This is a genomic window from Kibdelosporangium phytohabitans, from assembly GCF_001302585.1.
Classification (GTDB): domain Bacteria; phylum Actinomycetota; class Actinomycetes; order Mycobacteriales; family Pseudonocardiaceae; genus Kibdelosporangium; species Kibdelosporangium phytohabitans.
Genome location: NZ_CP012752.1, coordinates 1,239,192 through 1,251,618 on the forward strand (window position 1 = coordinate 1,239,192; position 12,427 = coordinate 1,251,618).

At 68.5% G+C, this 12,427-nt stretch carries 10 protein-coding genes; 3 read left to right on the forward strand and 7 right to left on the reverse strand.

Translation table 11 applies throughout. From position 1 onward, the window contains the following. Positions 1-10 precede the first annotated feature (10 nt). Genes AOZ06_RS05590 through AOZ06_RS05600 form a run of 3 tightly spaced genes read left to right on the forward strand, consistent with a single transcriptional unit; the run spans position 11 to position 2,935 of the window. Complete coding sequence (locus AOZ06_RS05590; protein ID WP_054288443.1) at positions 11-352, forward strand: DUF6507 family protein; 342 nt, start codon at positions 11-13, stop codon at positions 350-352. Continuing rightward, complete coding sequence (locus AOZ06_RS05595) at positions 349-2,298, forward strand: hypothetical protein (RefSeq protein WP_225953151.1); 1,950 nt, start codon at positions 349-351, stop codon at positions 2,296-2,298. The genes AOZ06_RS05590 and AOZ06_RS05595 overlap by 4 nt, the downstream gene beginning before the upstream one ends. Before the next feature lie 7 nt (positions 2,299-2,305). Further along, the gene (locus tag AOZ06_RS05600) at positions 2,306-2,935 is read left to right on the forward strand and encodes a pentapeptide repeat-containing protein (RefSeq protein WP_054288444.1); all 630 of its coding nucleotides are present in this window, start codon (positions 2,306-2,308) and stop codon (positions 2,933-2,935) included. Positions 2,936-2,940: 5 nt separating this feature from the next. On the opposite strand, the gene AOZ06_RS05605 is transcribed toward AOZ06_RS05600, so the two are convergent. The 7 genes from AOZ06_RS05605 to bla all read right to left on the reverse strand — a co-directional run bounded on the left by AOZ06_RS05605 (position 2,941) and on the right by bla (position 12,413). Further along, positions 2,941-3,885 (reverse strand): DUF6177 family protein, encoded by a 945-nt coding sequence (locus tag AOZ06_RS05605; RefSeq protein WP_054288445.1) that lies wholly within the window; start codon positions 3,883-3,885, stop codon positions 2,941-2,943. Continuing rightward, positions 3,870-4,214, reverse strand: coding sequence for a hypothetical protein (locus tag AOZ06_RS05610; protein ID WP_054288446.1), 345 nt, complete (start codon positions 4,212-4,214; stop codon positions 3,870-3,872). Before AOZ06_RS05610 ends, AOZ06_RS05605 begins: the two co-directional genes overlap by 16 nt. Continuing rightward, entirely contained in the window at positions 4,211-8,119 is a 3,909-nt protein-coding gene (eccCa, locus tag AOZ06_RS05615; RefSeq protein ID WP_054288447.1) for a type VII secretion protein EccCa, read from the reverse strand. The genes AOZ06_RS05610 and eccCa overlap by 4 nt, the downstream gene beginning before the upstream one ends. Positions 8,120-8,135: 16 nt before the next feature. Then, positions 8,136-9,107, reverse strand: coding sequence for a MinD/ParA family ATP-binding protein (locus AOZ06_RS05620; protein ID WP_225953153.1), 972 nt, complete (start codon positions 9,105-9,107; stop codon positions 8,136-8,138). A 15-nt stretch (positions 9,108-9,122) separates the two neighbouring features. After that, entirely contained in the window at positions 9,123-10,442 is a 1,320-nt protein-coding gene (locus AOZ06_RS05625) for an EsaB/YukD family protein (protein WP_054288448.1), read from the reverse strand. 498 nt (positions 10,443-10,940) lie between these two features. Beyond that, positions 10,941-11,339, reverse strand: coding sequence for a MerR family transcriptional regulator (locus AOZ06_RS05635; RefSeq protein WP_054288450.1), 399 nt, complete (start codon positions 11,337-11,339; stop codon positions 10,941-10,943). 174 nt (positions 11,340-11,513) lie between these two features. Then, a complete protein-coding gene (gene bla, locus AOZ06_RS05640) occupies positions 11,514-12,413 on the reverse strand; it encodes a class A beta-lactamase (RefSeq protein ID WP_054288451.1) in 900 nt (299 codons plus the stop codon). Positions 12,414-12,427 lie beyond the last annotated feature (14 nt).

Sequence of the window (12,427 nt, forward strand, 5' to 3'; positions counted from 1 at the left end):
GAGGTTTGTCGTGAGCCGGTGGGACATCCGGCCCGCGGGCGTGCAAGGTGTGCTCGCGGGCGTGCAGGGCGTCGCGGAAGGGTTCGACGATCACCTGCGCACGCTCAACACCGCGATGGAAGGCGCCGGTGCGCAGGCGTCGTCCGGCATCATCGGGCAGGCGCTGATGGGCTTCGCCGATTCGCAGCGGGGCAAGATCGAGTTCGTCTTCGCCCGCACGGGCGCGGCGATGTCCGGCGCGGCCAACGCGACCCAGGCCTATGTGCGCGGTGACACGGAGATGGCGGCGAACGCCCAGGCGTCCGCGACGAGCGCGCCGGATCCGCGCACCATGCCCGGAGGCCGCCGATGATCAACCCAGGTGAGATCCCGCAGATCCCGGGCGACATGGACGCACTGTCCAGTCACGCGGGCACGTTGAAGTCCACCGGCACCGCGTTCGCGAACACCGGCGCCCAGGTGCACTCGAAGTGGCAGAGCCTGGCCGCGGTGTACGAAGCGCCTGAGGTCGGCGAACTGCTGAACGCGACCCGGCCCGTCTCCGAGATCAGCGACGAGGTCGGCGGCAACATGGAGACCGTGGGCAACGCGCTCAACGCGTACGCCGCGACCGTGAAGCCGATCAAGGCGAAGCTCGACTCGCTGCGCACCCAGGCCCAGGCCTTCGTCGCTGACGCCAAGGGCGACGAGGACTGGCGCGAGGACGAGGACAAGGTCAACAAGCACAACGGGCTGCTGACCCAGGTCAACGAGGCAGTCGCGGAGTGGATGCAGGCGCAGCGCACCTGTGCCAACGCCATCAACGCGATCTACGGCGGCATCCAGTACGTCGGCGACAACGGCGACGAACACCGTGACAAGAACGAGTTCGGCTACACCAAGGACCAGTTGAACTCGGCGCTGGCGAGCGAGAACGGTCTGCCGTGGGGCAAGCCGGAGGAGCACGACGGCGGCTTCTGGGGCGACGTCGGGGACTTCTTCGTCGGCATCAAGGACGGCTTCGTCCAGATGATCACCGACCTCGGCGCGCTGATCGGCTACGCCGACGGCAAGTGGAGCTGGGAAACCGCGGGCGCGGCCTGGAAAGGCCTGGGCACGTTCGCGCTGGCGCTCGGCGTCTACGCGCTGCCCGGAGGACTGGGCGCGGCACTGGACCAGAAGGTCGGCATCCCCGGCTTCGGCAAAGGCGAACTCGGCAACACACTGCTCAACGCGGGCAAAGGGATCATCGCCTACGACCAGTGGGGCAAGGGGCACAACGGCCGCGCGGCGGGCCAGGCAACCTTCAACATCGTCTCCGCCGTCGTCGGGACGAAGGGCGCTGGCGGCGCGCTCCGCGGCGCGGGCGCGGCACTGAAGGGCGCCGAAGCAGGCGCGGTCGCCGCACGCGTCGGCGGTGCTTTTGTTCGTGCGGGCGACTTCGTCGTCAAGATGCCCACCGTCGGCGAACTGGGCATCAAGATCGCCAACAAGCTCAACATCCAGATCCCCCACCTGGGACCTCTGCCCGCTTTCGCGGGCGACGGCCCCCCGATCCGCCACCACTTCGACGTCGAGATGCCCAACACCCGCGGCCCCGACGTCGCCCACATGGACAGTCACCGTCCAGACCTCAACGGCCCCAGCGTCAACGACGCCTTTCACCACCCCGACGCCGACCCCACCCCGTCCCACCCGGACACGGGCAATGGTGATCCCCAGTCCTCTCCGGACACAGGTGGCCGGGACGAAGGCACTTCATCATCGGGCGGCACGGACGGACCACCCTCCCCGCATCCGGAGTCGCCTCAGACCGGTCCCAGTCGCGAGCTCAGCACCGCCGAGCGGGCAGCCAACGACACGCACCTCCAGTCCTTGGAAGCGCGTCATCCGAACGACTTCGACCACCTCCAGCGTGACCCGGACAAGAGTGGCAACATCTCGGAGCCGTCGAAGGACGAGGCCCGCGTCGGGCTCGCACTGCGTGAAGACGGTCGTCTGCCCAGCGACATTCAGCGGCCCCCGACACGCGGGAAAGGCGAGTTCTATTCCCCGTCGACGGGCGAATACTATGACATCAAAGGTGTCCACTCGGACTGGCCGCCGTTCAACAATCAGCGGGACAAGTCCTATCCGTTCCCTGGTGCCTACGATCCGGCGAACAACGCGAAGTTCGTCGACAAGCTAGAAGGTCAGATCGAAGACCTGGGGCGTACAGTCATCATCGACACGCGGAATGCGAACCAGGCGGCAATCGACAATGTGCGGGCCATCGTCGAACAGAAGGGGTGGGGTGACAGTGTCATCTGGTACCCGTAACGGTTGGGTGCCTGCGGCGTTCCCGGCTGACGCGCAGGCCAGCGCCGTCCTGTCCGAGTGGTTGGCCCGAGGCGAGATCGAGGGCCTCGACGCGGCGCTGCTGGACTGGCGTGGAGCGAACCTCAGCGGTGGCGTCTTCCCGGTCAGCGGGTGGTCAGGCGCGAATTTGAGCGGTGTCGACCTGAGCAACGCGGATCTTTACCGCGCTCGGTTGGAGTCGGTTGATCTCAGCGACGCCGATCTGCGCGGCAGCAAGCTCGTCAAGGCGTTCCTCGACGAGGCGAACTTGTCGAATGCCGTTCTGGCTCAGGCTGATCTGCTCAGTGCCGAGGCATCCAACGTCGTCGCGCGATCCGCTGACTTCAAGGAAGCACAGCTGGCGAGCGCGATGTTCACGGGCAGCGATTTCCGGGGCGCGGACTTGTCGGGCACTTCGCTCGACGAGACGGTCCTGCGGATAACCGTCGACGACGGTACCCGGTTTTCCGAGATGACCGGAAGCCTTTTCGGCCGGGTAACTTTCGTCCAAGATGGACTCGAACGAGAACTTCGCGGTGCTGAACTCGAGCAATGGCTCCGTGAACGCGGTGCCGACGTGACGGTTCTCCAGCCTCGGCGAAAGCCCGGCAACGGGTGATTCCCTTACGCCTCCCGCAGGCCGAAGTGCCGGAGTACGTCGGTGAGTACTTCGTAGGGTGCCTTCGATTCGCTGTCCAGGCGGCACCAGCAGGCCCCTGGTTCGAGTATTCGAACTCGGGCGGGGGCGGCGGACGCGTGCGCAACACCCTGCTGTGCAACCATGTCGTGGCCGATGAGGATCCCGTACGGCAGGGAGGGCAGGCTTGCCGAGTGCGACCGCAGCCCGCCCTGCCGACCCGGGTGTGAAGCCACGATCATGGATCGTGCTTTCCCCGCCACCTCGGCGGCGAGGGCCTCGATTGCGCTCTGTGCCACGGTGGAGCTCGATGGGCCGGCGAGCCTGAGGCGTTCGCGCACGCCTGTGTCGACGCGGCGGACTTCCAGGGAGCCCAAGGCGTCCTTGCCTACGACTACCAGTGCCGTTGGGTCTGGGGTGCGGGTGTGGCAGTGGCGGGTTATCTCGCGCGGTGACCAGGGTTCCGTCGCTGGCTCCGCTGTTCCCCAGCCGTAAGGCAGCGCCCCTGTGAGGGCGTGCGTCACGGCTTCGGTGGTCAGGCCCAGTTGTACGTTTCCGTTGGGGCGGTGCAGGGTTGTGATCTGTACTTCCAGGCTGCCTTGGCCGGGGGTGGCTGGGACGACCTCGTCCGAGCCGGTGAAGCGTGAGCCGTTCCACGTCAGCACCGCGCCGGTCATTCCGTCGTGGAACTTCTCGACGCCGTCGCGCACCACCCATTGTGCGTTGCCGTCCGTGATCAGCAGTTCCAGTGGGTACGTGATCGAGCTGCGGGCCGGGGTCAGGATTTGCAGCACGCGGTTGCTGCGCACCGCTGTCACGGCCGCGTCGGCCAGCCAGGTCGACAGCGGTACCACTGTCCTGTCCTGCTCCACGACCAGCGCCGCCGGGGTTTCCCTGTCCGCGGCTGGGTGTCCGGTCAGCGAGTCGACCACAGCGCACCTCCTGTCGCGGTGACGAGTGCCTGGGCGAAGCGTTTTGTCACGTCCTCGGCTTCCGGGTCGCCGGACGGGGCTCGGCTTTCCACCCACCACACCGGGTTCGGTACGTCGATGCCCAGCAGTCGCTTCGCTTCCCCCGGTACTTGCACCAGCCGGGCGCCTTCTGTTGTCAGCATCAGCCTCCCGTCCGGGTGGTAGAGCTGGATGAGCTGGGCTTCTTCGATTGTGTTGACGTGCAAGTGGGTTCCCGCGGCGTGCATCGCGCCGAGCATGATGGCCGGGGTCGGCTGGCTGCCGCACAGGGCGACGATGTCGTAGGTCACGACTCCTCCGTGAGGGCGATCTGCATCGTGCGGGCCGCTTCGCCCGGCTGGATGTACATGGCGCGACCGGTCGGCAGCGTCGTCGGCCGCACCCCGGGGAACAGCAGGCCTTCCGCGCGGTCCCCCGACATCAGCAGGCTCAGGCATCCGGATTCCCGCACGCCGAGGGTGAACGGCTCGTAGAGCCCGCGCGCCGCGCCCATCACGCGCCGGGTCATCAGCACGTGCAGGCCGAGGTCCCGGCCCGAGGCCAGGTACTGCACGAACGGAGCCAGCGGTTGGCTTCCGGAGGCGGACAGCACGTCGTAGTCGTCGACCACGAGGACGATCTTCGGCCCGGTCTTGCCGTTGACGCGTTCCGCCAGCTCTTTCGCCACCGCGTGCGCGAGAACCGTTGCCTTCGTGAGGTTGTCCGCGTAGCCGCCGAGGCGGTCCTCGGCCACGACGTTCTGCAGCCTGCGGCGCAGGTCGAACACCGCGAACACGATCTCCTGGTCGGTGAACTGCCGTGACAGTGCGCCCGCGACGAGCCGGAGCAGGTTCGTCTTCCCTGTTCCGCTGTCGCCGAGGGCCAGCAGGTGCTGGTCACGGCCGAGCAGGTCGAGCAGTGCGGGGGCGAAGTCGTTCTCGAACAGTCCCAACGCGACTGTGCCGCGCTCGGTGGGCGCTGGCAGTTCCTCCGTGTGGAGCACGCCCGGCAGTACACGCACAGGCGGTGGTACTGGCCCGGTCCACGTGCTGCGGACCATCGCGGCCGCGTCGGCGAGGCCGGAACTGCGCGGATCGGCCAGCGTGTCCAGCCGGGGCAACGCCACCTGGGCGAACAGTTTGTCGGTGGTGAGTGCCCTGCCGAGTTGCTTCGTGGTGATCACTCGGGCCAGCTTGCCGTCGATGCCGGACTCGCCGGGGTCGGCGAGGCGCAGCTCGAACCTGTTGCCGAAGCTGACCTGTTGTGCGCCACGGATTTCGCTCCATCGCCGTGCGGTGACCACGACGTGGATCCCGTAACGGCCACCGCGGGCGAGCAGGTCGTGCACGTTCTGCTCGATGTTCTCGAAGTCACCGGACAACTGGCCGTAGCCGTCGATCAGCAGCACTACGTCCGTGCACGGCAGCTCACTCGGCTTCCCGCGCAACTCGGCGACGTCATCCACGTGCAGTCGCCGGAACAACCGTTCGCGTTCGGCGAGCATTCCGTGCACCTCGTCGATGGTGCGGCGGACGCGTTCCCGGTCGTCGCGTCCCGCGACGCCGCCGACGTGGGGCAACGCGTCGAGCGTGCGCAGACCGTTGCCCAACAGGTCGATACCGTAGATGCCGACGTCCGTGGGGCGGTGGGCCACGGCGAGACCGAGGGCGAGGGTGCGCAGCGCCGTGGTCTTGCCCGACCCCGGACCGCCGAGGATCATCAGGTTGCCGCCTGACTCCGCCAGGTCCACGGTCCACGTGCCCTGCCATTGCCGCGCGGGATCGTCCAGCAGACCCATCGGTACGGGCAGTCCGCCGTCACCGACGCTCCGCACCCGCAGGCCGTCCGGGTTGATGTCGAAACCGCCTGCGGCAACGTCGAGAGTGACCGCCGCGGGCAGCGGGTCGAGCCACACCGGGAGTACCGGTTTCGCGGCGCCTTCCAGTTGCGCGACGATCGTGGAGAGCAACGTCGGACCGGTGGTGCGCTTGGCCAGTTGGGGCTTGCTGGCCTGTTCCGCTTCGCCCACGGTCCCGTAGCGCGGCATCACCAGCACCTGCGGCTCACCGGTGACGACCTGTGGTTCGTCGTCGCCAGTGGGCAGGGGCCCGGACACGTAGGCAGACTTGAACTGTTCGTACACACTGGTGTCGACTTTGAGGTAGCCCGCGCCGGGCAACGGCGGCAGGTGGAACGCGTCCGGCGTGTCGAGCACCGTCCGGCTCTCCATTTCGGACAGTGTACGCAGCCCGAGCCGGTACGAGAGGTAGGTGTCGAGGCCGCGTAGTTTGCCGCCTTCGATGCGCTGGCTGGACAACAGCAGGTGGACGCCTATCGACCGGCCGATCCGGCCGATCCGCAGGAACAGCTCGATGAACTCCGGCTTCGCGGTCATCAGCTCGCCGAACTCGTCGATCACGACGAGCAGGTGCTGCATCGCGGGCAGCTCGTCGGGATTGTCACGTGCCGCGCGGCGCATCGCGTACTGAGTGATGTCGACGCTCTTGTCCGTGTCGGCGAGAAGTTGTTGCCGCCGTTGCACTTCGCCGTCGAGACTCGCGTACACGCGTTCGACGAGAGACGAATCGGACTCCAGGTTGGTGATCAGCCCGGCCACGTGCGGCAGCTGCTCGAACGGGGCGAATGTGGCGCCGCCCTTGTAGTCGACCAGGACCAGGCTCAGCCGTTCCGGCGAATGCGTGGCGACCAACGCGAGCACCAGCGTGCGCAGCAGTTCGCTCTTGCCGGAACCGGTCGCACCGACGCACAGGCCGTGCGGGCCCATCCCGAGCTGTGCGGACTCCTTGAAATCCAGCAGCAACGGGGCGCCCAGTGTGGTGACGCCGACCGGAACCCGCAGGAAGTCCCGGTCGCCCCGCTCGGCCCACAGCGCCGTGAGGTCCACTGTGGATGGGTCGTCGATGCCGAGCAGCGACAGGATGTCCGCGGGTGGGCTGCCGGAGCCGTCGTCGTAGGAGTCGGCCGACAGCCGCAACGGGGCCAGTTCGCGAGCGATTCCCTCGGCCACGGCCTGTGCCGTCGGTTCCAGTGCTCCGCTGATGGCGCCGTACGGCTCCATCTGCTCGACGGTGACGTCAGCACCGATCGTGACCCTGCTGGAGATCTCGCTCGGTTCGTGCAAGCGGTCGGACAGCAGGTGCAGCACGGTCACGCCGAGGCTTTCCAGGTTCACGCCCTTGTCCGGCGTCGGGAGCTTGCGGGCGACCACACCGAAGGCGTCGTCGACCACCAGCAACCGGGAGCGGGTGCGTGCTTCGGATTTGCCTGAGCCGTGCCGGAACGCTTGTGCCGCACGAGTCGCGCGTTCGGACAGGTCCTCGGCGAGCAACGCGGCCAAGCTGGCCGCGTCCGGCGCGAACAGCGGTTGCGGCCCGGAAGGGCCGATGCGGGCACGGTCCAGCGCGTGTGGCAGCCAACGTACCCACGCCCAGTCAGCTTCACGTTCCGGCGGCGTGATCACGGCGATGGTGACGTCGTCAGGCGCGTGCATGGCCGCTATCTGCACAAGCGCCGTGCGTACGGCACCAAGCGCGGACTCACGGTCTGCGGAGATCAGCGACACGTCACCGGCCCGGTCGAGACTCACTCGTACAGGGAGCTCGGGGACCGTGCCAAAGCGGCGCCGCAACGCTTCCGCTTCGGCGAGCATGAACTGGTCCACGGGATTGACGGGACTCGCGTCGATCCGCATTCGCAGTTCCCGCACGGGCAACTGCCCGGTGCCGATCCGGACCAGCATGAAATCCGCGTCGCGACGACGGCGTTCCCACAGTCGTGCCGGGTCGCGGACGAGGTCCAGCAGCCTGCTCGCCGACGGGTCCGGAACGGACGCCCGGCGTTGGTAGTCCAGTTCCCAGTCGCGCAGCCGTTCCCGCAGCGACTCCAGGTGGTCGAGGTAGCGTTCCCGCTGCTGGCGGCGTTTGCGGGTGGCCTGGCCGCGTTGGGTGAAGTAGAACACCGCGGCCGCGCAGATCGACAGCACCATGACCACCGCGCCGAGCGCCGCGAAACCCGAACCGCGGAAGAACATCATCATCGTCATCGACGCGGCCGCGCCGACCATCGGCAGCATTCCTTGCAGGCCACCGGCTGTCTTGCCCTCGGGCAGCGACGGCGGTGATTCGATGTCCAGTGGCTGCTCGGCCGGCATCGGGTGCACGGTCCGGGCAGGCCGGTGGACGACGCGTGCGGTCACTGCACCCCCTGTGCCTTCAGAGCTGCGGGGCCCGGTGCAGTGCCCAGGCCGCCAGGTTGGCCGCAGCCACGAACGTGGTTTCGGCGATCTTGCCGGGGTCGATCACGGCCCCTGCCGCGACATGGCGGTCGTACGGCAGTTCCACCACCGGTACGCCCATGCGCTGGAAGGCTTCTCGCGCGGGTCCGGACTTCAGCGTGGCGTGGCCGTGTGGGTCTGTCGCGTTCAACGCGATGACGACCCGCTGGAGCGCGCCAGGCTGTACGCCGGACAACGCGGACACGGTCGAACTGACTCCGTCCGGGGTTGCGGGCGTGACAACCAGGACGGCGTGCGCGTCCGCGAGTACTTCCGTTGTCTCCGGCAGTTGCATACCGGTGCCGCAGTCGAGCACAGCCACGGCGAACAGTCGCGACAGGGCACGCGTGACGTCACGGGCAATGGTTCGCTGACCAGCGGAACCGCCTGGCACCACCCAGAGGCCGCTTGGTGTCCGAGGCAGGAGCCTGGCCACGTCGGCGAGGTTGCGGCTGCTCGCCGCCATCAGGCCTTGGGCGAGTTCGGCGAGTGTTCCGCGCGGCTGCGTGCCGAGCCGCCACGCCAGCGAGCCGGTCTCCGGTGCCGCGTCCACCGCCACCACGGGGTCGGCTCGCCGGGCTGCGAAGACCGATCCGACCAGCGCGGACACCGCTGTTTTGCCCGCGCCGCCGCGTGCCGAGGTCACCGCGACACGCCGCCCGGTCGTGACGGGTGCCTGGACCCCGTTGAGCGCCGTCACCAGGTCGCGGGGCTGTTTCGAGTTGGCGAACCCGCGTGTGACCGCTCGCGTGACTCGCTGGACGACCGAGTCGCCGCTGGGCACGCGGCCCGCCAGTTCGAAGGCGTTGACCTGCGCGACCGGCTGCGGTGGCCGGGGTGCGGCCCGCGCATGCGGGACCGGCCTGACCGGCTGGGTCGGGTGCCCGCCGCGCGTCGGATCCCAAGTCAAGACTGAGCTCCCTGATCAGAACTTCGCCAGCAGTGTTTCGTACACCTCGAAGACCCCGACCGCGATCGGAACCGTCGCCACGACGGTGATTCCTTCGAGGTGGTCGGCGAGCTGCCGGGCGCGGGCACGCAGGTGCGGCGACGGGCGGTACGACAGTGCCAGGAACCCGGTGCCGATGATCAGCCCGGCCAGGAGCAGGACCAGCCACAGCAGGTCCGGTCCGGTTCGCGTCCACTCGCCGAGCAACCCCGCGGCCACGACCAGCGGCGCGGCGTTCAACGCGGCCACCTCCGCGGTCAGCGGGTACGTGCGAGCGCGCAGCCAGGTGGCCACGGCCATCGCACATGCCAGCGCGACCGCCCAACCGTCCCCGCTGTGGCCGAGGATCCAGCCGGACACCGCGATCCCGCCCGCGACGAACACCACGGCGAGCGCCAGGCCGCGGTGCGCCGAGTCGAGCGCCGCCGTCACCGAGCCGCGTGCTGCCGCCGTGCCGCCGAAATGCTGGTCGTCGAGGCGCGTCAGCCCGGACGCGATCAGCGCGAGCCTCGGCAGCAGCCCCAGCAGCACTGTGCAGGCCACGGCCAGCAACGCTGCACTACGCACTTCCGGCACGTCGAACGCCCGCAGCGCGCCCCAGAGACCGAGCAACCCGATCAACGTGCCCGCGCCGGTCGCGCCGGCGCGGAGCCGGTTGTTCGCGGCGCCGATGGCGAGCACCGTCACGCCGAGCAGGAGCAACCAGCCGAACCAGCGCGACGGCCACGCATCGAGCCAACTGGGCAACGCGGTCGCGACGACCGCTGCGCCCGCCAGCACCACGGCAGTGCCCGCCGCGCGACCGCCCGTGAGCCCCAGGACCGTCCCTGCGACGAGGACCAATGCCCCCACGATGACCGGAATCGGAGCCGGCACGGCCAGGAGCGCCAGTGCGGTGGTGTAGGACGCGGCGCCGGTGATGATCGCGGTCGTCGTCCAGCGCCGTGCCGGATCACCCCAGCGGCCTGACCGCGACTCCAGGTCGTCGGCGACCTCGTCGGTCACGTCGTGCACGACGGGCGGCATCGGGGCCTCGCTGATCCGATCGACCCGGACCAGCGCGCCGTCGCTCACGCCCGCCGCACGCAGACTCTGGTGGGGTTCGACGACCCGGCCGTCGAGCAACGACATCCGGTAGACCTGCGGACCGTCCACCGGGCGGTAGCCGAGCAGCCGCACGATCTCCGGCAGCAGTTCGCCCAGCGGCGCCTCCGACGGCAGGACCAGGTCGATCCGCCTGCGCGGCGCGGCGAGGGTGAGCCGGGTGAGAGTGCCCGTCGTCACCGCGGGATTCATCGCACCACCTGGGTGTTCGACTGGGGCCGGCGTTGTTCGCTCAACACTTTCTGCAGAAAGGACCACCCGACGCAGCCGGCGCAGAGCACGGCGGTCACCACGACACTGACAGCGAAGCGTTTGACGTTGTCCACGGTGGCCAACTGGCGGCGCGCCCTGCCCCACAATAGTGATTCCCGCAATCGCGCACGCCGGACAGCCACTGATTCGAGCAATTGGGCGTCGTACTCTCGAGCCACCCGCAAGATGGTACTCAGCCGACGTGTCCGCCGAGGCGTTATACAGCGTGTCAGGGGGAGCGCGATCGTTTTTCACTCCAATGCACGAACGCGACCGCCGGAGAGCATTTGTCGATCAAGGTGGAAAATGTGTGTGCGTATTCCGAGCTGCTTGTTCGTCGCCAGTCAGGTGGTGGAGAACTGCCCGGCGGGGCGGCCACTGTGGACTACGCCAGTTTCCGCGTATCGGCAGATCGTTCGGAACGAACGGCCGCCGTGTTCAGGTGATGCTCCCCAGCATCGCTTCTGTGTCTTTGCGCAGGTGCGGGCAGCCGGCGACCGGGTCTTCGTTCGGGCACCGCAGGAAGTGGTTGAGGAACGCCTCGGCTGTGGCCAGGCGTTGCTGCTGCGCGTGGATCGCGGCCAGCCGGGCGTTGACCGCCGTGCGCCAGCTGTCGCCGTCCACCGGCCCGCGCACGATGGTCGTGATCTCCTCGAGGCTGAGCAAACCCGTGTCCTGCAACATCTTCGCCACGGCCAGGCAGTGCAGTTCGTCTTCGCCGTAGAACCGGTTGCCGGACTTGCGGGCCGCGGGTGCGACCACGCCGCGTTCGTCCCAGTACCGCAGCGCCGACACCGCGACACCCAGCTTCCTCGCCGTCTCCCCGATCGACCACATGTGCCCAGTTGACCTCAAGTCGGCTTGAGCAGCAAGCTCGCCGACATGGTTCAGAAGGAAATGGTTTTCAGTAGACGGCCAGCTCCAGCGCGACCTTCACGGCCGGGCTGCACCTCGCACTGCTGGTCGCGGGCATGGTCACCGCGGTGGTCACGGTCGCTGTCGCGGCCCTGGTCACTGGAGAGTCTTGACCGCGATCTTGGTGGCTTCGGCCAGCAAAGCGCTGTCGTACTCGGCGTCCTCGGCCGTCTTGTCGGTCAGGACCGCGATCACGATCGGCTTGTCCGGCGACGGCCACGTCACAGCGACGTCGTTGGCCGCCGCGAAGCTCCCGGTGCCGGTCTTGTCACCGGTGACCCAGCCCGACGGCAGGCCCGCGCGGATCCGTTCGCCGCCGGTGGTGTTGGCCACCAGCCAGTCCTTGAGCTGCTGGCGTTCCGGCGCGCCGAGCGCGTCGCCGACGACCAGCATCTGGTAGGCCTTGGCGATCGCCGACGGCGTCGTGGTGTCCTGCTCCGTGCCGCGCGGAACCACGTTCAGCGCGGTCTCCCAGCGGTCCAGCCGGGTCATCGGGTCCCCGATCGACCGCGCGAACTCAGTCAGTTTCGTCGGCCCGCCAAGGAGTTTGAGCATCTGGTTGCCCGCTGTGTTGTCGCTGCGGGTGATCGCGGCGTGGCACAGCTCGGCCACGGTCATCCCCGACTGGACGCGCGTGCTGGTCACGGGCGAGCCGTCGACGAGGTCCGCGGTGCCGAACTTGATCGTCTTGCGGAAGAAACCCGAGCTCAGCGGGTTGGCCTTGAGCAGCGCCCCGGCCGCGTAGCCCTTGAAGACCGAGCAGATCGCGAAGCGCTCTTCCTCCCGGTGCCCCACGGTCCTGCGGGTGGTCACGTCCACCGCGAACACGCCGAGCCTGGCGTCGAACCTCTTCTCCAGCGCCGCGAAGTCGGTCGTGTACGCGGGCACGCCGGACGTCGGCGTGGCCCCCGGCGGGTTCTGGGCCGAGGTGCTGCCGCACCCGGCGAGCGGGGCGGTGGCGAGCGCGGCGAGCAGCGTCCGGCGGTTGATCTTCATGGTCCCTACCGAAT

Bases quoted from the DNA above. Each gene is read 5' to 3' on its own strand.
- AOZ06_RS05595 (WP_225953151.1), top strand. From the start codon at position 349: ATGATCAACCCAGGTGAGATCCCGCAGATCCCGGGCGACATGGACGCA.
- AOZ06_RS05625 (WP_054288448.1), bottom strand. From the start codon at position 10,442: ATGAATCCCGCGGTGACGACGGGCACTCTCACCCGGCTCACCCTCGCC.
- AOZ06_RS05635 (WP_054288450.1), bottom strand. From the start codon at position 11,339: ATGTGGTCGATCGGGGAGACGGCGAGGAAGCTGGGTGTCGCGGTGTCG.
- bla (WP_054288451.1), bottom strand. From the start codon at position 12,413: ATGAAGATCAACCGCCGGACGCTGCTCGCCGCGCTCGCCACCGCCCCG.